We start from the raw sequence: 16835 nt of genomic DNA on the forward strand, positions 1-16835 counted from the left end.
CGCTTCGTCACCCCCGCCCGGGCGGGGATCACGGTCGCAGGGCGAACACTCCACAGACTCTCGAAACAGGCACCGATCCGTATTCCCACGGCCTGTCCGCCGCGGATGCGCGCGGTTTACCCCCCCTTGCGCTCGCGGCGCAAGGCCCATTTCACCGTCTTGATGGCGGAGCCGGTATGTCCGGAGACGGCGATCTGGGTGGTCCGCCGCGGCTCGTCGCCGCTGCCCAGATAAATGCTCTCCTCCAGCTCCAGCGTGCCGCCCGACGCGCGCAGCCGCCAGGCGGCGCCGCTCGGCAGCTTCAGCTGCACCTGCCCGCCCTGGACGAGGGTCGCCTGGACCGCGGGGTGCAGGTGGAAGCGGATGGTGAAGGGCCGCGGCTCCGGCGTGGCGCCGATCACCGGCTCCAGCATGTCCTCGCCGCGCAGGTCCTCGCCGTTCTCCGCCAGATAGACGCGGCGGCGGTGCAGATAGCCGAAGTTGCGGCTGTAGCCGTTGTGGGTGGCGACGACCAGCACCGCCCCGTCGTTCTCCTGCCGCTCGCAGCCGACATGGGAGGGGCGGCGGCCCAACCCGCCCTGCTCGATCACCTCCGACGAGTTGGTCTCGGCCAGCACGACGGTGGAATGGGCGGCGGTGCCGGCCAGCGCGGCGCGCCAGGGACCGGTCTTCACCGGATGGGCGCCGCAATTGACGATCAGCCGCTCCTTGCCGACCGACATCTCCAGCGACAGGGTGCCGGCGTGGGCGGTGGCGTCCAGCCCGGTGACCGGCGGCACGCCGGTGTCCATCAGCACCATGGTCCGCCCGGCGATCAGCCGCTCGAAGCCGGTGTGCGGCGCGCTCTTCAGCGGGCGCCCGCGGGCGTCGGCCTGGGCCAGCACCGTGTCGACCAGCGCCGCATCCTCCTCCCGCCCGCCGTTGAACAGGGCGAGGCCGCCGTCGCCGTGGCGGAAAAAGCGCAGGGCCGGGGTCATGCGGTCGATGGCGTGCTGCAAAGCCTCCGGCACGTCGGCGCGGGCGCTGCGCAGGACCGACCGCATGTCGATCAGGTCGCGCAGGATGCGCAGCTGAACGGAGGGGCAGCGCTCGACATGGCCGCCGTCCGGCAGGATCTGGCGCGGCAGCTCCCGCTCCAGCAGCTTCAGCGCGTCCTGGCCGGCGCGCTCATACTCCGGCAGGCAGAATCCGCCATAGACGAGGCCCTTGGCCGCGGTGACCAGCGCCTTGCCGTCCAGTGCGCCGGGCACCACGCGGGTCAAATGCTTGACCTGTCGGGCGAGGCTGTCGAAGACCGCGGCGCGGAACTCGTCGTCGGCGGAGGCGCAGTAGAAGTCGTGCAGGCCGATCCAGGCGGCGATGCGGGCGCCCAGCACCTCCGGCGCCCAGGTCTGGGCGTTCCAGCCGCCGTTGTGGTCCAGCCAGGACAGCACCAGCGAACGGGCGCGCCGCCGCGCCGTGTCGCCGCCGACCGCCCGCAGGTCGCGCAGCCATTCGAAGCCGTGCAGGGCGTCCTGCCAGACGGCGACGCCGGCCCGCCAGTTCGGCGCGCCGTGGGCGTCGGCCGCCGCGGCCTGCCCGCCGAAGCGGAAGACGCCGGCCAGGATCGCCGAGCCCTCCCCGGCGTCGCCCGGCCAGGGGTCCGGCGGCACGGCGGACAGGGCGGTCGGCGCGCGGCCGCCCAAGGTCAGCTTGTAGATCGGGTTGCCGAAGGCGATCTGCGCGACGCCGTCCCGCAAGCGGCCCATTTTCCCACGCCCGGCGCTCATCGGCTCACCCCGTCACGCGGCAGGGGGAGGCGATGGCCGGCGCTTCGCTGAAGGCAATCGGGCGATCGGGGGGATGCATCCTGTTGTCGTATCAAATTCGCCTCGACCCCCGCAAGCCGGTGGTGCCCTAATCGTGCAGCCGTCGCAGCCGTGCCACGAAGAACCCGTCGATCCCGCCGAGGTCCCCGAGCATGCCCGGCAGGGATCGTACCTCACCGCGCTCGTTGATCAACTCGGCCAAATTGCCATCCCCCGCATGACCGCTGCTTAGGTCTTCAAGCGTGATGGGCAGGCGCTCGACGCGCCGGTCGCGGGTCAGGATGCGGTCGATCTGCGCCTCGCCCTCCTCCGGCTGGATGGAGCAGGTGCAGTAGATCAATGTTCCGCCGGGCTTCACCAGATCGACGGCGTGGGCCAGCAGGCGGCTCTGCGCCTTGGCCAGCTTGGCGATGTCCTCCGGCGACTTGACGCGCAGGATGTCGGGATGGCGGCGGATCGCCCCGGTGGCGGAGCAGGGGGCGTCGAGCAGCACCGCGTCGGCGGGCTGGTCCGGGGTCCAGGTGGCGGCGTCGGCCGCCAGCACCTCCGCCGACAGGTTCAGACGGGCCAGATTGTCCCGCACGCGCTCCAGCCGCTTGGCGGAGCGGTCGACCGCCGTCACCTGCGCGCCCTGCGCGACGAGCTGCGCGGTCTTGCCGCCGGGGGCGGCGCACAGGTCGTAGACGCGCTTGCCCGCCAGATCGCCGAACAGCTTGGCCGGCAGCGAGGCGGCGAGGTCCTGCACCCACCACGCGCCCTCGGCGAAGCCCGGCAGCTCCGTGATGCTGCCGCCGGCGGCGCGGCGCAGCGTGCCGGTGGGCAGCAGCGTGGCCTCCAGCCGCTCCGCCCAGGCCGCGGGATCGGCCTTGACGGTGATGTCCAGCGGCGCCTCGTGCAGGTGCGCCTCGACGATGCCGCGGGTGCGGCCGATGCCGTAGGACTGCCGCCAGGCCAGCCACAGCCAATCCGGCGTGTTCAGGCGCCCGGCGTCCTGCTGGGCGGCCAGTTCCACCCCCTCGCGCCCGATGCGGCGCAGGACGGCGTTGATCAGGCCCTTGTAGGGTTCGGCCCCCCTGGCCGCGGCCAGCTCCACCGCGGTGTCGACGGCGGCGTGGGCGGGCGTGCCGAGGAAGACGAGCTGGGCCGCGCCAAGCCGCAGGATGTCGTGCACGGTCGCCTTGGGCAGGCCCGGCTTGGCGAGGCTGCCCTGGATCAGCGCGTCGATCTGGCCGAGCCGGCGCAGCACGGTGGCGGTCAGGAGCCGCACGAAGCCGCGGTCGCGCGGGTCGAGCCCGCGCAACTCCGGATGCGCGTCGAACGCATCGTCGAAGGGAATGGATTTGCGCAGCACATCGCGCAGAAGGTCGAGGGCGGCGGAGCGCGCGGCGAGGGAGGCGTCGGACATGCCGCTGGATGTAGCGCGCCGGACGGCGGGTGTCGAGTAGCCGCTGCGCAGGGCCGAGCGGATTCGGATTCTTCTCAGCGGGCCGCCTCAGCGGGCCAGCGCGCCGCGCCGTCCGCCTTCGTGGTCGGGATAGGGGCCGACGTCCTCGACGAAGAAGCAGGCGACGCCCCGCAGCTGGCCCCGGCGCAGGATGAAACGATTGCCGTTGCCGGCCTTCATCGCCCACAGCCCCGTCCCCTCCAGCCCTGCCCCCTCCAGCGGGCTCAGCTCCAGCTCCGGCGGCACCGGGTCCTCGCCCAGCCGCTTGAGGAAACGGTCGGCGCGCACGCGGTCGTCCGGCGGCAGGCTGCGCGCCGAACGGGCGTCGTAGCGGTCGCTCTTGACGTAGCGGGTCCCGGTTCCCTGGATGGGGCTGGACGGCCCGCCGGGATCGGCGGCGGCGCGTTCCAGCATCAGCGCCCAGCGCGCGTCCCGCGCAACGGCCAGGGCGCGGCGGTGGATGGCGCGGCAATGCTCGGCCAGTTCGTGGAAGCGGGGCATCAGGTCGCGCCTGCGGAAGCCGACCTCCATCATGACGCGCTCCACCGCCCCGTCCGCCGCAGCGCCGGAGGCTGGGAGGCCGCGCGTCTCCAGCGCCAGCAGGGCGTCGATGCGCCGGTCGCGGTCCGCCGCCGCGATGCCCTGCGTCAGCGTCCGCCCGAGTCGCTCCAGCGCCGCCTCGGCGCGGCGTTCGGCCTCGGCGATGCAGAGGAGCACGTCATCGCGGCTGGTGGCGGCGGAAACGCTCAGCCACCCCGAATCGAACAGCGGGGTCTTGTCGAGAAACAGGTCCGGCACGATTCCCGTCAGCCGTCGGCGCGCATGCGCCCGACGATCTCCTCCAGCACCGCTTCGGCCTTGTCGTTGCCCACCTGGCAGGTGCCCGCCGCCTCGTGCCCGCCGCCGCCATACTCCAGCATCAGCGGGCCGATGTTGGTTTTGGAGCTGCGGTTGATGATCGACTTGCCGCAGGCCAGCACCGTGTTCTGCTGCTTCAGCCCCCACAGAACGTGGATCGACACGTTGGATTCCGGGTACATGGCGTAGATCATGAAGCGGTTGCCGGCGAAGATGGTTTCCTCCCGCCGCAGGTCGATGATCACGACGTTGCCGCGGATCGTGCTGCAGCGGGCGAGCTGGTCGGAGAACTTCGCCTCATGCTCGGTGTAGAGGTCCACCCGCTCCTTCACGTCGGGCAGGGCGAGGATCTCGTCGATGCCGTGGCTGCGGCAATAGTCGATCAGCTCCATCATCAGCTGGTAGTTGGAGATCCGGAAGTCGCGGAAGCGGCCAAGGCCGGTGCGCGCGTCCATGATGAAGTTCAGCAGGGTCCAGCCCTGCGGCTTCAGGATGTCCTCGATGCCGTACTGGGCGGAGTCGGCCTGATCGACCGCGGCCATCATCTCGTCGGAGATGGTCGGGAAGCGCTCCTTGCCACCGTAGTAATTGTAGACGACGCGGGCGGCGGAGGGGGCGTCGGCCTCGATGATGTGGTTGTCGCGCTTGCCGACGCGGATCGTCTCCGACAGATGGTGGTCGAAGGCGAGATGGACGCCGGGCACATAGGGCAGGTTGGTGGTGATGTCGCGGTCGGAGATTTCGACCTTGCCGTCCTGCATGTCCTTGGGATGCACGAACTTGATCTCGTCGAGGATGCCAAGCTCCTTCAGGAGCACGGCGCAGACCAGCCCGTCGAAGTCGGACCGGGTGACGAGGCGGTATTTCGTGACGTCGGACATGCGGTTCCCCCTGATCGCCCCACAATCGGCAAGCGGAGCGAAGGTAGACGCACGTCTTTCGGCGTGCAACCGCGAACCGTCCGGGCCAGAAAAGCCCGCCTGAACGCAGCACCCGGCAAACGCAGGCAAAGATCGACACGGATTTCACGGATCAAAACCGGATTTCACGGAGCTGTTCGGCCCGGTGCGGCTGGACTGAGGCACGGATCGAGGATTCCGTGAAATCCGTGCCCAAATCCGTGAAATCCGTGTCGATCTTGTTCCCAACCTCGCGGCACATCCCGTCGAGCGATGGGCTTGGCAGATTCACCCCCAGGGGCTGCGCGGCATGAAGGAGGGGCCGGTCATGCCGCGCAGGCGGCGGACCCGTTCCTCCATGTTCGGATGGGTGGAGAACAGGCTGTCGAGGCTGCGCCCGTGCAGCGGGTTGGCGATGAACAGATGCGCCGTGGCCGGGTTGGATTCCGCCGCGTAATTCGGGATCTGGTGGGCGTAGGTGTGGATGCGGGTCAGCGCGTCGGCCAGCCACAGCGGGCGCCCGCAGATCTCCGCGCCGATGCGGTCGGCCTCGTACTCGCGGGTGCGGCTGATCGCCATCTGGACGATCATCGCGGCGAAGGGCGCCAGGATGGCAACCAGGATGCCGCCGATCAGCCCCAGCGGGTTGCCACCCTGCCCGTTCTGGCTGTTGCCCTGCGACGCGCCGAAGAACATGCCGACGTTGGCGAGCATGGAAATGGCGCCCGCGATGGTCGCGGTGATCGTCATGATCAGCGTGTCGCGGTTCTTCACGTGGGCCAGCTCATGGGCCATGACGCCGGCGACCTCCTCCGGGCTCAGCAGGCGCAGCAGGCCGGTGGTGGCGGCGACCGCGGCGTTTTCCGGGTTGCGCCCGGTGGCGAAGGCGTTGGGCTGGTCGTTCTCCATGATGTAGACGCGCGGCATCGGCAGGCCGGCGCGCTCGGCCAGCTGCTGGACGATGCCGTAATATTCGGGGGCGGTGTAGGCGTCGACCTCCCGCGCGCCGTACATGGACAGCACCATGTCGCCGGAGTTCCAGTAGCTGAACAGGTTCATGCCCAGCGCCATGACGAAGGCGATCATCATGCCGCCCTTGCCGCCGATCAGATAGCCGATGCCCATGAACAGGGCGGTCAGGCCGGCGAGGAGGATGGTGGTCTTCACATAGCTGGTCATGGCGATGTTCCGGGCGATCTTCTGGACGGTTTCACTGTTGGTTGGACGAGACGGCCCCGGCGGGGCTTTCCGCCGGGCTCGTCTGGTGATATGGGCTTGGCGGAAGGCATCGTTCAAGATGGCCCGGCACCGCACCCGACCCCAGAGGACGGCCATGACCGAAACGAAGACCACCGGCGCGACACCGCAGGACGCCGCGACGCCCGCCTCCCCGGCGACCGGAGCGGACGAAAGCCGGACCCCGGACGCCAAGGCCGGAGAGGCGGCCAAGGGACCCGAGCAGATGCCCGGCGAGATCGGCGGTCCGAAGGGACCGGAGCCGACCCGCTTCGGCGATTGGGAGTTCAAGGGCCGCTGCTCGGACTTCTAAGCCGACCACCCTTAGGACCGATTGCCTGAACACCCCTGCTCCGAAATTGAATACATACGCAACCAGGACACTATGCCTAGGTTGTGCTTGATCCGTTCTTGTTCGCGCGCTACTCTGTAACCGGTTCGCCCCATCGCGAACCGGTACCCGGGAGAGTTCGCGCTATGGGATCGCACAGGCCCGTCAGCCCATGTCGGCCCCGCACTACCGGGATATGGGCCGGGATGTCGCTCGCCACTCTGTGCATTTCGCTGGCCGGCACCGTCCAGGCCGCTCCGCCCGCCCTGCCCGGCCCGATCCCGGCGGAGGTTCTGGAGATTCTGGACGGCGACACGCTGCTGGTGCGCGCCACCATCTGGCTGGGTCAGGTGGTGGAAACCCATGTCCGGGTGGAGGGGCTGGATGCGCCGGAGATGCGCGCCCGCTGCCCCCGTGAGCGGGAACTGGCGGAGTCCGCCCGCGACCACGCGCGCCGTCTGATCGGGGCCGCCCCGGTGCGGCTGCTCGACGTCCAGCCCGACAAGTATGGCGGGCGGGTGCGCGCCCGCGTGCTGACCGGCGGGGGCGCCGACCTGTCGGCCGCGCTGATCGAGGCGGGACTCGCCCGCCCCTATCACGGCGAACGGCGCCAGCCCTGGTGCGACGGGACGGGCATGGGCTAACCCGGTTCCACCAAAGGACGAATCGGGAACCCGTCGTCTCGCTCCGCTGTTGCCCCTCCCACCAAGGAGGAGAGCGAACCATGACGACCCAAGTCTCGGCTTACGTCCCCGGCGCCATCGCCTTGCTGGCCGCCAGCCTCGCCCTGTCCAGCGGTGCCGCCGCACAGGACGCCAAGACGATGGAGGGCGGTCTCGGCGCCGCCCCGCCGTCCCAGGGCGAAGCCTGGATGGAATCGACCGGCGCCCAGGACCCGACTCTGGGCGAGCGCCGCACCGACAAGCAGAGGAACGCGGCGGAGTCCCGCGCGCAGGGCCGCATCGGCTCCGTCCCTGACGCGGCGAGCGGCGAGTCCGGCCTGAAGCCCGGCACCGCCGAAGCCGTGAAGTCCCAGTCCGGCAGCGGCTCGTCCGACGGATCGGACTCCACGCCCAAGTAACGGTCCAAAAAAGAAAACCGGGGGCCACGAAGGCCCCCGGTCCGTAACAGGTTCCGATAAACGCCGCGATCAGGCGTTGTTCATGCGGTTCTCGATCAGGTCGGTCACGACGGTCGGATCGGCCAGCGTCGAGGTGTCGCCCAGGCTGTCGTGCTCGTTCGCGGCGATCTTGCGCAGGATGCGGCGCATGATCTTGCCCGAACGGGTCTTCGGCAGGCCCGGCGACCACTGGATCAGATCCGGCGAGGCGATCGGGCCGATCTCCTTGCGGACCCAGGCCACCAGCTCCTTGCGCAGCTCCTCCGTCGGGCTTTCCCCGGCGTTGAGCGTGACGTAGGCGTAGATGCCCTGGCCCTTGAGGTCGTGCGGGTAGCCGACGACGGCGGCCTCGGCCACCTTCGGATGGGCGACCAGCGCGCTTTCCACTTCCGCCGTGCCCATGCGGTGGCCCGACACGTTGATCACGTCGTCCACGCGGCCGGTGATCCAGTAATAGCCGTCCGCGTCGCGGCGGCAGCCGTCACCGGTGAAGTAATAGCCCGCGAAGGTCGAGAAGTAGGTCTGGACGAAGCGCTCGTGGTCGCCGAACACCGTGCGCATCTGGCCCGGCCACGAGTCGGAGATGCAGAGGTTGCCTTCCGTCTCGCCTTCCAGCTCCTTGCCGTCGTTGTCCACGACGACCGGCTTCACGCCGAAGAAGGGCTTGGTCGCCGAACCCGGCTTCTGGCCGATGGCGCCCGGCAGCGGGGTGATCAGGATGCCGCCGGTCTCGGTCTGCCACCAGGTGTCCACGATCGGGCAACGGCCGTCGCCGACCACGTTGTAGTACCACAGCCAGGCTTCCGGATTGATCGGCTCGCCCACCGAACCCAGGATGCGCAGCGAGGAGCGGGAGGTCTTCTTCACCGGCCCCTCACCCTCGCGCATCAGCGAGCGGATGGCGGTCGGGGCGGTGTAGAAGATGTTGACCTTGTGCTTGTCAACCACCTGCCAGAAGCGGGAGATGTCCGGATAGGTCGGCACGCCCTCGAACATCAGCGTGGTGGCGCCGTTGGCCAGCGGGCCGTAGACGATGTAGCTGTGGCCGGTGACCCAGCCCACGTCGGCGGTGCACCAGTAGACCTCGCCGTCCTTGTAGTCGAAGACGTACTGGTGCGTCATCGACGCATAGACGAGATAGCCGCCGGTGGTGTGCAGCACGCCCTTCGGCTTGCCGGTCGAGCCCGAGGTGTAGAGGATGAACAGCGGGTCTTCCGCGCTCATCTCCTCCGGCGGGCAATCGGCGGACACCGACGCGATCTCCTCGTGGTACCAGAGGTCGCGGCCCTCGGTCCAGGCGACGTTGCCGCCGGTGTGCTTGACGACCAGCACGTGCTGGACACCCGGCGCCGCGGCGACGGCCTTGTCGGCGTTCGCCTTCAGCGGAACCTTGCGGCCGCCGCGCAGACCCTCGTCGGAGGTGATGACGAAGTGGCTGTCGCAGTCGACGATGCGGTCCTTCAGGCTGTCCGGCGAGAAGCCGCCGAACACGATGGAGTGGATGGCGCCGACGCGCGCGCAGGCCAGCATGGCGTAGGCGGCCTCGGGGATCATCGGCAGGTAGATGGTGACGCGGTCGCCCTTCTTGACGCCGTTCTTCTTCAGAACGTTGGCGAGGCGGCAGACCTGCTCGTGCAGTTCCTTGTAGGTGATGTGCTTGGAAACGCCCGGATCGTCGCCTTCGAAGATGATGGCGGTCTGGTCGCCGCGCGTCGCCAGGTGACGGTCGACGCAGTTGGCCGAGACGTTCAGCGTGCCGTCGTAGAACCACTTGATGTGGACATCGCCGGTGTAGCTGACGTCCTTCACCTTGCTGTAGGGCTTGATCCAGTCGATGCGCTTGCCCTGCTCACCCCAGAAGGCTTCCGGATCGTTGATCGATTGCTCGTACAGGCGGGCGTAGGCGGCTTCGTCCACGTAAGCGGTCTTGGCGATTTCCGGCTTAACAGGAAAAAACGAATTGTCGGACATTGGCTCGCGATTCCCCCGTAGTGCTTCTGGTTACGCCCTGAAGGGCTGTTGGGGAGCGGTTTCCGGCCGCCCCTGTTGCGGGACATTATCCACACAAGTTCCCGTCTCTACAAGCAGAACGGCTGATTGTCCGCCCCCTCCATCGGGGCTTTCCGTTCCACTTTGTTGCAGCGCATCGCCCGTTCTTTTGATTTCACCGGCATCTGGGACGACACGACAGCGCGACTATTTGTCGCGCATAGCACGAAAGCATGAGGACGCCCTTCGGGCGGCCGCTTAACCCGGCCTTAACCACCGCATCGTTAGCGTGCATGCTGTTCACCCAACAGCAGGGCACCGGGATGGCCAGCACGACCAACGCGGACGGCACCACCGGAAACGGCACGACCGGCGGCAGCGCCGGGCCTGGCATCGAACTGGCCGGGCGCCTGTCCGAGATGGGCAGCCGCACCAGCCTGATGGTGATCGACGCGGCTCTGCGTACGGCGTCGCTGGCCGAGTTGGAGGCGTCCGGTTCCGCCGCCCTGGCGCCGTTCGGGGAAGACGCGGGCTTCGCCGGAGCCGCGGCGGAGATGCAGGCGCTGGCCCGCCGGATGCTTCAGGCCACGCAGGATTTCCAGGCGGCCATCTGCGAACCGGCGGAATAACCGCCGCCGCAGACAGCCTCCCTCAACAAGTCCAAAGAGCCGTCACGCCTCGATCCCGGCCAGCGCGCAGACATGCGCCCATTCGGCGTCCGACACCGGGCAAACCGACAGGCGCGACTGCTTGACCAGGGCCATGCCCTGAAGCAGCGGGTCGGCCTTCATCGTCTTCAGCGTGACCGGCGTCTTCACGGGCAGCAGCGCCCGCACGTCGACCATGCCGAAGCGGCCCGCCTCGTCGCTCGGGTCCGGGTAGTATTCCCGCGCGATCTCGACGACCCCGACCACCTCCAGCCCCTCGTTCGAGTGGTAGAAGAAGGCGCGGTCGCCGATCTTCATGGCCTTCAGGTTGTTCGACGCCTGATGGTTGCGCACGCCGTCCCAATGGGTGGTGCCGTCGGCGACCATGCGCTCCCACGAATATTTGAAGGGCTCCGACTTCAGAAGCCAGCGGGCCATCGTCGTCCGCCCCCGCTCAGGACTTCGGGTAGACCCGGCGCCACGCCCGGATCTCCACGCTCTCGAACAGCCCGGCCTGGGCGTAGGGGTCGCTGGCGGCGAAGTCCTTCGCGGCGGCCTCGTCGGCGCACTCCACGATCAGCAGGCTCCCGGCCATGCCCTGACCGTCGTCGGACAGCAGCGGGCCGGCGGCGAACAGGCGGTCGGCGTGCGCCTCCAGATAGGCCAGATGGGCGGGGCGGTTGTCGGCCCGCACCTGGGCGGCGCCGGCCTTGTCGGTGCAATGGAACATGTACAGCATGGGGAACCCCTTCCGTTCGGTCGGGCGGGAGCCTAGCGCAGCCGCGACCGCTGCGGAAGGTGCCGCGACGCGCGCCCTTCCGCAGACGCGGGGTGCCTCAGCGGTGCAACCAGAGGAAGGGCGCGCGCAGCGGCGGCGGACGCCCGGGACGCGCGGGACCGCCGTCGCAGCGGTGTCGCTCAGGCGCCGCGCTGTTTTCGCCCGTCCCCGCTCCGTCGGGCGGCGATCGTCCGCCCGGCGTCAAGCAGTGCGACGGCGCGGAGCGCCAGCAGGGCGAGCGGGTGCGGCGGGGCGAACATGGAACGGACTCCGATTGTGACGGCGCGAAGCCTCGCAAAACCCATCCGATCTTGCAACCATTCCGTAGACGGCCGCCCCCTCAGCGCCCCTCTTCGCGGAACGGCCGCGACAGCAGCCCGTCGATCGTCGCGTCCAGCCCGGCGCCGTGGTTCAGGATGGCGTCCACGGCGGCGCACAGCGGCATGTCGACGCCCTTCTCCCCGGCCAGCCCGACCACCGCGGCGGCGGTGTAGACGCCCTCGGCGACGGAGCGGCGCTCCGCCAGCACCTCGGCCAGCGTCCGGCCGGCGCCCAGGGCGGCGCCCAGCGACATGTTGCGCGATTGCAGGCTGGAGCAGGTCAGCGTCAGGTCGCCCAGCCCCGACAGCCCCATCAGCGTCTCCGGCCGCCCGCCGAGCGCCAGGGCCAGCCGGGTGATCTCGGCCAGCCCGCGGGTGATCAGCGCCGCCCGCGCGTTGTCGCCCAGCTTGCGGCCCTCCACCACGCCGCAGGCGATGGCCAGCACGTTCTTCACCGCCCCACCGATCTGCGAGCCCACCACATCGTCGGACAGGTAGGGGCGGAAGGTGCGGCTGCCCAGCGCCTCGACCAGGCGGGCGCCCAGCGCGGCGTCGGCGCAGGCCAGCGTCACCGCGGTCGGCAGGCCGCGCGCCACCTCCGCCGCGAAGGTCGGGCCCGACAGCACGGCCAGCGGGGTCCCCGCCGGCAGCGCGGCGGCGGCCGCCTCGCTCATCAGGGCGTGGCTGTCCAGCTCGATCCCCTTGGCGCAGATGACCAGCGGGGTGCCCGGCCGCAGATGGGCGGCGAGGCCGGCGCAGGCGCTGCGCAGATGCTGGGCCGGGGTGACAAGCAGGATGGCGTCGCAGGCGGCAACCTCGCCCAGATCGCCGGTCGCGCGCAACTCGGCGGGCAGGGTCACGCCCGGCAGATAGTCGCGGTTCTCCCGCGCGGCGTTGACCGACTCGACCACCGCCGGCTCGCGCGCCCACAGCAGGGCCTCCCGTCCGGCGCGCAGGGCGGCCAGAGCCAGCGCCGTGCCCCAGGCCCCGCCGCCAATCACGCCGATGCGCCGGAAGTCCGTTGCCGCCATGGATGCCCCCCGATTGTAAGATGTGCCTTGTAAGGTTTTGCCGGCCTGTTTAGGCGGAGCGCCCTCGGTCCGCAACCCGGACGGTCACGCCTCCGGCGTCAGCAGAAGCTTCATCCCGACATGGCTCGCCCGGAAACCCAGCCGCTCGTAAAAGCGGTGGGCGTCGGTGCGCCGGGTCTGGCTGGTCAGCTGCACCATCACGCAGCCCTCGGCGCGGGCCAGCGCGATGGCGTGCCGCATCATGGCGCTGCCGATCCCCTGGCCGCGCAACGCGCCGTCCACCTTCACCGCCTCCACCGTCGCCCGCGCCGCCCCCCGGCGGGCCAGCCCGTGGGTGACGGTGAACTGGAAGCAGCCGACGATCCGCCCGTCCTGCTCCGCCAGCACGATGGAATTGCCCGGCTGGGCGGCCATACGGTCGAAGGCGTCCCAATAGAGCGGGTCCAGCGGCTCGCCATAGACATCGCCGCCAGTGGACAGGGCGTCGTCGGCGGTCAGCCGGACGATCTCCGGCACGTCGTCGCGCCCGGCGGTGCGGAAGGTCAGGGCCATGCCGAAATCATCCTCACGCCTTCACGCCGGAGCCGACCCCGGCCTTGCCGATGGCGGGCTTCGCGGTCGGATCGAGCGGCCAGCGCGGGCGCGGGGCGAAGTCCAGCGGGTCGGTCTGGCCCAGCCGCAAGCGTTCGATCCCCGCCCAGGCGATCATCGCTGCGTTGTCGGTGCACAGCCGCAGCGGCGGCGCCACGAAGGGCATGCCCTCGCGGTCGGCCAGCTTTTGCAGGCGGGCGCGCAGCGTCCTGTTGGCCGCCACGCCACCGGCCACCACCAGGGCGCCGCCCTGCGGGTGAATCTCCTTGAACTGGCGCATGGCGCGGGCGCAGCGGTCGGCCATCACCTCGGCCACCGTGTTCTGGAAGGCGGCGGCGAGGTCGGCCTGATCCTCCCCTGACAGGGGCGTCCCCAGCTCCTCGACATGGCGCCGCACCGCGGTCTTCAGGCCGGAGAAGGAGAAATCACAGCCGGGGCGCCCGACCATCGGACGCGGCAGGTCGAAGCGGCCCGGATTCGTCGCCAGCGCCGCCGCCTTCTCCAGCAGCGGCCCGCCAGGATAGCCGAGGCCGAGCAGCTTGGCCGTCTTGTCGAACGCCTCCCCCACCGCGTCGTCGATGGTGGTGCCGAGCCGCCGGTACCGGCCCACCCCCTCGACCACCAGAAGCTGGCAGTGCCCGCCGGACACCAGCAGCAACAGGTAGGGGAAGGGCACGTTGTCGGTCAGCCGGGCGGTCAGCGCGTGGCCTTCCAGATGGTTCACCGCGACGAAGGGCAGCCCGCGCGCCGCGGCGATGGCCTTGGCGGTCATCACCCCGACGATCACCCCGCCGATCAGCCCCGGCCCGCCGGTCGCCGCCACGGCGTCGATGTCGGCGAAGCCCAGCCCGGACTCCGCCATGGCGCGGCGGATCAGCCCGTCCAGATGCTCCAGATGGGCGCGCGCGGCGATTTCCGGCACCACCCCGCCATAGGGCGTGTGGTCGTCCAGCTGCGAGAGCACCACGTCGGCGCGGATCTCCCGCGCGTCGGTCACGATGGCCGCCGCCGTCTCGTCGCAGCTCGTTTCGATTCCAAGAACGATCATGACCGCCAAACTAGCCGTCTCCTCCGCTCTGGTATAGGGTCTTGGCCCGGATTTCTCAGGGTTTCGCCCTCCATGAACAAAGACGTCCCCGACGACGACGCCAGCATCGTCTATTACGACGGCGACTATCCGTCGCTGGAGATCGGGGAGGCGCGGGCGGAGCACGCCGCGACGCTGGCCCGGCTCGGCATGCTGGGCGACGTGCCCTTCTACAAGGAGCGCGCAGCGGAGGCCGGCGGCCCGGTTCTGGAGATTGGCTGCGGCACCGGGCGCCTGACCATCCCGCTGGCCCGCGCCGGTCACGAGGTGTGGGCGGTCGACGTCTCCGCCGCCATGCTCGACCAGCTCCGCGCGAAGCTGGCGCGCGAGGCGCCGGAGGTGCAGGCCCGCGTCCATCCGGTGCGGCAGGACGCCACGGCGCTCGATCTGCCGGTGCGGAATTTCCGGCTCGCCGCCATTCCCTTCAACGTGCTGATGCTGATTCCCGATCTGGCGGCGGAACGACGCGCGCTGGCCGCCGCCGCCGCACATCTGGCGCCGGGCGGCACGCTGGCGCTGGACGTGATGAACCCGCTGACGCTGCCGATGGACGCCGAGACGAAGCCCAGCCCGTCGGAGCCGCGGCGCAGCCCGCACAACGGCAACAGCTACATCCGCAACACGATGGCCTCCCGCCTGGACGAGGGGCAGTGCCAGCGCATCCACGGCTGGTACGACGAGCTGTTGCCCGACGGCAAGATCGCGGTGACCGAGTACGGTTTCACCTGGCGGATGATCTTCCGCTACGAGCTGGAGCTGATGCTGGAAAGCGCCGGATTCGCGATCGAACGGCTGGCCGGCGATTTCGAGGACGCCGCCTGGACGGTGGACAGCCGCCGCATGGTCGTCACGGCGCGGCGCGCATCCTGAGACGCGCGGCGACATGTTTCACCAAAGAGTAGCACGCCCGTCACCAGGGCTTGCAAACCGCGGTGGATCGCCTAGAACACTGGCCTCATGACCCAACCGCTCCGCATCGGCACGCGCGGCAGCCCGCTGGCGCTGGCGCAGGCCCACGAGACCCGCGACCGGCTGATCGCGGCGCACCCGCATCTGGCCGCCCCCGGCGCCATCGAGATCGTCGTCTTCAAGACGACCGGCGACCGCATCCTGGACCGCACGCTGGCCGAGGCCGGCGGCAAGGGCCTGTTCACCAAGGAACTGGAGGACGCGCTGCTCGACGGCGGCGCCGACCTCGCCGTCCATTCGATGAAGGACGTGCCGACCTGGATGCCGGAGGGGCTGGAGATTTCCACGCTCCTGCCGCGCGAGGACACGCGCGACGCCTTCTTCTCGCGCGGCGGACACACGGTGGACACGCTGCCCGCCGGCTCCGTCGTCGGCACCGCCGGATTGCGCCGTCAGGCCCAGATCCTGGAACGGCGGCCCGACCTCAAGGTCGTGCCCTTCCGCGGCAACGTGCAGACGCGCCTCGCCAAGCTGGAGGCCGGGGAGGTCGACGCCACCCTGCTGGCGCTCGCCGGGCTGCGTCGTCTCGGCCTGACCGACCGCATCACCGCCGTGCTGGAGCATGACGAAATGCTGCCCGCCGTCGCCCAGGGCGCCATCGGCATCGAGATCCGCAGCGCCGACGACGCCACCCGCGCCTTGCTCGCCCCGCTGAACTGCGCCGCCACCGCGGCCCGCGTCACGGCGGAGCGCGCGTTGCTCGCCATGCTCGACGGCTCCTGCCGCACCCCGATCGCCGCTCTGTCCACGCTGGACGGCGACCGGCTGCACCTGAAGGCCAAGGTGCTGTCCAACGACGGGCGGCAGGTCTTCCGGGCGGAGCGCAGCGGCAACGCCGGCGATGCCGCCGCCATCGGCGCGGACGCCGGTGCGGAGATCAAGGCGGTTCTGCCGCCCGACTTCTTCAAGAGCTGACGGGCGGCAGGCGATGGCGGGTCCCCACCTCCTGGTCACCCGTCCGGCTGAGGATTCCGAGCCGCTGGCGGCCCGTCTCCGAGCGCTGGGATTCGCCGTGTCGGTGGAGCCGATGCTGGACATCCGCTGGCTGGACGGGCCGGAGCCGGACATCGGGAACGTACAGGCCCTCCTCTTCACCAGCGCAAACGGCGTACGGGGCTACACCAGACGTACGAGCCGGCTTGACCGTCCGGTCTATGCGGTCGGCGACGCCACCGCGACCGCCGCCCGCGAGGCTGGTTTCACGCAGGTCGAAAGCGCGTCCGGCGACGTGTACGCTCTGGCCGATCTGGTGCGCCGACGCTGCGCTGCAGCGGCGGGTCCGCTACTTCATGTCGCAGGAAGCAAGCTCGCCGGCGACCTGTCGGCCATGCTGGGCGAGGCCGGATTTTCCATCCTGCGGGAAACGCTGTACGACGCCGTTCCGAGCGCGCGGCTGTCGGATGGCACGGCGGCGCTGCTGCGTACGGGAACACTGGACGCTGTGTTGTTTTTCTCTCCCCGTACCGCCCGTTCGTTTGTTAGGCTTGTCGCCGAGGCCGGGCTCATCGACCGCTGTCGTACAGTGGACGCGCTCTGCCTCAGCCCCGCGGTCGCGGAGGCCGCCCGCGCGTACGGTGAGCTGGGAGTGACACCGTGGCAGAACGTACGGGTGGCGCCACGGCCGGAGCAGGACTCTCTGCTCGGCCTGCTGCCGGAAGCATCCGGCGGCACGGGCCGGGCTTGAGCGCATCCGCTTGGGGCTTGTGTGGCGTTCGTTGAGAACAACT

18 protein-coding genes are annotated in these 16835 nt (G+C 70.0%); 7 read left to right on the forward strand and 11 right to left on the reverse strand.

The window, feature by feature from the left end; translation table 11 throughout:
- Positions 1–116: 116 nt before the first annotated feature.
- The 5 genes from JJL56_RS06970 to htpX form a co-directional block, all read right to left on the reverse strand.
- Positions 117–1748, reverse strand: a complete 1632-nt coding sequence (locus JJL56_RS06970; RefSeq protein WP_200484691.1) for a heparinase II/III family protein — start codon at positions 1746–1748, stop codon at positions 117–119.
- 148 nt (positions 1749–1896) lie between these two features.
- A complete protein-coding gene (locus JJL56_RS06975; RefSeq protein ID WP_200484694.1) occupies positions 1897–3213 on the reverse strand; it encodes an RsmB/NOP family class I SAM-dependent RNA methyltransferase in 1317 nt (438 codons plus the stop codon).
- 87 nt (positions 3214–3300) lie between these two features.
- Positions 3301–4050, reverse strand: coding sequence for a hypothetical protein (locus tag JJL56_RS06980; RefSeq protein ID WP_345772550.1), 750 nt, complete (start codon positions 4048–4050; stop codon positions 3301–3303).
- 8 nt (positions 4051–4058) lie between these two features.
- Positions 4059–4991 carry an exopolyphosphatase gene (locus JJL56_RS06985; protein WP_145623338.1) on the reverse strand — a complete coding sequence of 311 codons (933 nt, stop codon included), beginning with the start codon at positions 4989–4991 and terminating at the stop codon, positions 4059–4061.
- 306 nt (positions 4992–5297) lie between these two features.
- The gene (gene htpX, locus JJL56_RS06990) at positions 5298–6188 is read right to left on the reverse strand and encodes a zinc metalloprotease HtpX (RefSeq protein WP_200484696.1); all 891 of its coding nucleotides are present in this window, start codon (positions 6186–6188) and stop codon (positions 5298–5300) included.
- Between the two features lie 154 nt (positions 6189–6342).
- Here htpX and JJL56_RS06995 point away from each other — a divergent pair, with 154 nt between their 5' ends.
- The 3 genes from JJL56_RS06995 (at position 6343) to JJL56_RS07005 (ending at position 7657) form a co-directional block, all read left to right on the forward strand.
- Positions 6343–6558 (forward strand): DUF1674 domain-containing protein, encoded by a 216-nt coding sequence (locus JJL56_RS06995; RefSeq protein ID WP_200484698.1) that lies wholly within the window; start codon positions 6343–6345, stop codon positions 6556–6558.
- Between the two features lie 224 nt (positions 6559–6782).
- Entirely contained in the window at positions 6783–7220 is a 438-nt protein-coding gene (locus tag JJL56_RS07000) for a thermonuclease family protein (RefSeq protein ID WP_145622918.1), read from the forward strand.
- Between the two features lie 80 nt (positions 7221–7300).
- Complete coding sequence (locus tag JJL56_RS07005; protein ID WP_145622919.1) at positions 7301–7657, forward strand: hypothetical protein; 357 nt, start codon at positions 7301–7303, stop codon at positions 7655–7657.
- Positions 7658–7726: 69 nt separating this feature from the next.
- Here the strand turns inward: JJL56_RS07005 and acs are convergent, their stop codons facing one another.
- Positions 7727–9667: an acetate--CoA ligase gene (gene acs, locus JJL56_RS07010; RefSeq protein ID WP_145622920.1), complete on the reverse strand. Its 1941-nt coding sequence runs from the start codon at positions 9665–9667 to the stop codon at positions 7727–7729.
- A gap of 311 nt (positions 9668–9978) precedes the next feature.
- Here acs and JJL56_RS07015 point away from each other — a divergent pair, with 311 nt between their 5' ends.
- Positions 9979–10314 (forward strand): hypothetical protein, encoded by a 336-nt coding sequence (locus tag JJL56_RS07015; RefSeq protein ID WP_145622922.1) that lies wholly within the window; start codon positions 9979–9981, stop codon positions 10312–10314.
- 42 nt (positions 10315–10356) lie between these two features.
- On the opposite strand, the gene JJL56_RS07020 is transcribed toward JJL56_RS07015, so the two are convergent.
- The 5 genes from JJL56_RS07020 to tsaD all read right to left on the reverse strand — a co-directional run bounded on the left by JJL56_RS07020 (position 10357) and on the right by tsaD (position 14100).
- Positions 10357–10770: an EVE domain-containing protein gene (locus JJL56_RS07020; protein WP_137103966.1), complete on the reverse strand. Its 414-nt coding sequence runs from the start codon at positions 10768–10770 to the stop codon at positions 10357–10359.
- A 16-nt stretch (positions 10771–10786) separates the two neighbouring features.
- A complete protein-coding gene (locus tag JJL56_RS07025) occupies positions 10787–11071 on the reverse strand; it encodes a YciI family protein (RefSeq protein WP_200484701.1) in 285 nt (94 codons plus the stop codon).
- Between the two features lie 379 nt (positions 11072–11450).
- Entirely contained in the window at positions 11451–12461 is a 1011-nt protein-coding gene (locus JJL56_RS07030; RefSeq protein WP_145622924.1) for an NAD(P)H-dependent glycerol-3-phosphate dehydrogenase, read from the reverse strand.
- Positions 12462–12545: 84 nt separating this feature from the next.
- The gene (locus JJL56_RS07035; protein ID WP_145622925.1) at positions 12546–13013 is read right to left on the reverse strand and encodes a GNAT family N-acetyltransferase; all 468 of its coding nucleotides are present in this window, start codon (positions 13011–13013) and stop codon (positions 12546–12548) included.
- A 13-nt stretch (positions 13014–13026) separates the two neighbouring features.
- On the reverse strand, positions 13027–14100 hold the full coding sequence (tsaD, locus tag JJL56_RS07040; protein ID WP_145622926.1) for a tRNA (adenosine(37)-N6)-threonylcarbamoyltransferase complex transferase subunit TsaD: 1074 nt from the start codon (positions 14098–14100) through the stop codon (positions 13027–13029).
- A gap of 72 nt (positions 14101–14172) precedes the next feature.
- On the opposite strand from tsaD, the gene JJL56_RS07045 reads away from it, so the two are divergent.
- The 3 genes from JJL56_RS07045 (at position 14173) to JJL56_RS07055 (ending at position 16792) form a co-directional block, all read left to right on the forward strand.
- The gene (locus tag JJL56_RS07045) at positions 14173–15009 is read left to right on the forward strand and encodes a class I SAM-dependent methyltransferase (RefSeq protein ID WP_200484704.1); all 837 of its coding nucleotides are present in this window, start codon (positions 14173–14175) and stop codon (positions 15007–15009) included.
- Positions 15010–15096: 87 nt separating this feature from the next.
- The gene (gene hemC, locus JJL56_RS07050) at positions 15097–16023 is read left to right on the forward strand and encodes a hydroxymethylbilane synthase (RefSeq protein ID WP_145622930.1); all 927 of its coding nucleotides are present in this window, start codon (positions 15097–15099) and stop codon (positions 16021–16023) included.
- Between the two features lie 13 nt (positions 16024–16036).
- Entirely contained in the window at positions 16037–16792 is a 756-nt protein-coding gene (locus JJL56_RS07055) for a uroporphyrinogen-III synthase (RefSeq protein WP_145622932.1), read from the forward strand.
- The last annotated feature ends 43 nt before the right edge of the window (positions 16793–16835 follow it).

This window comes from Azospirillum aestuarii, from assembly GCF_016632405.1.
GTDB lineage: Bacteria > Pseudomonadota > Alphaproteobacteria > Azospirillales > Azospirillaceae > Azospirillum > Azospirillum aestuarii.

Bases quoted from the DNA above. Each gene is read 5' to 3' on its own strand.
- JJL56_RS06975 (WP_200484694.1), bottom strand. From the start codon at position 3,213: ATGTCCGACGCCTCCCTCGCCGCGCGCTCCGCCGCCCTCGACCTTCTG.
- JJL56_RS07025 (WP_200484701.1), bottom strand. From the start codon at position 11,071: ATGCTGTACATGTTCCATTGCACCGACAAGGCCGGCGCCGCCCAGGTG.
- htpX (WP_200484696.1), bottom strand. From the start codon at position 6,188: ATGACCAGCTATGTGAAGACCACCATCCTCCTCGCCGGCCTGACCGCC.
- acs (WP_145622920.1), bottom strand. From the start codon at position 9,667: ATGTCCGACAATTCGTTTTTTCCTGTTAAGCCGGAAATCGCCAAGACC.
- JJL56_RS07015 (WP_145622922.1), top strand. From the start codon at position 9,979: ATGCTGTTCACCCAACAGCAGGGCACCGGGATGGCCAGCACGACCAAC.
- JJL56_RS06970 (WP_200484691.1), bottom strand. From the start codon at position 1,748: ATGGGCCGCTTGCGGGACGGCGTCGCGCAGATCGCCTTCGGCAACCCG.
- hemC (WP_145622930.1), top strand. From the start codon at position 15,097: ATGACCCAACCGCTCCGCATCGGCACGCGCGGCAGCCCGCTGGCGCTG.
- JJL56_RS07035 (WP_145622925.1), bottom strand. From the start codon at position 13,013: ATGGCCCTGACCTTCCGCACCGCCGGGCGCGACGACGTGCCGGAGATC.
- JJL56_RS06985 (WP_145623338.1), bottom strand. From the start codon at position 4,991: ATGTCCGACGTCACGAAATACCGCCTCGTCACCCGGTCCGACTTCGAC.
- JJL56_RS07020 (WP_137103966.1), bottom strand. From the start codon at position 10,770: ATGGCCCGCTGGCTTCTGAAGTCGGAGCCCTTCAAATATTCGTGGGAG.
- JJL56_RS07000 (WP_145622918.1), top strand. From the start codon at position 6,783: ATGTCGCTCGCCACTCTGTGCATTTCGCTGGCCGGCACCGTCCAGGCC.
- JJL56_RS07045 (WP_200484704.1), top strand. From the start codon at position 14,173: ATGAACAAAGACGTCCCCGACGACGACGCCAGCATCGTCTATTACGAC.
- JJL56_RS07055 (WP_145622932.1), top strand. From the start codon at position 16,037: ATGGCGGGTCCCCACCTCCTGGTCACCCGTCCGGCTGAGGATTCCGAG.
- JJL56_RS07030 (WP_145622924.1), bottom strand. From the start codon at position 12,461: ATGGCGGCAACGGACTTCCGGCGCATCGGCGTGATTGGCGGCGGGGCC.
- JJL56_RS06995 (WP_200484698.1), top strand. From the start codon at position 6,343: ATGACCGAAACGAAGACCACCGGCGCGACACCGCAGGACGCCGCGACG.
- JJL56_RS07005 (WP_145622919.1), top strand. From the start codon at position 7,301: ATGACGACCCAAGTCTCGGCTTACGTCCCCGGCGCCATCGCCTTGCTG.
- tsaD (WP_145622926.1), bottom strand. From the start codon at position 14,100: ATGATCGTTCTTGGAATCGAAACGAGCTGCGACGAGACGGCGGCGGCC.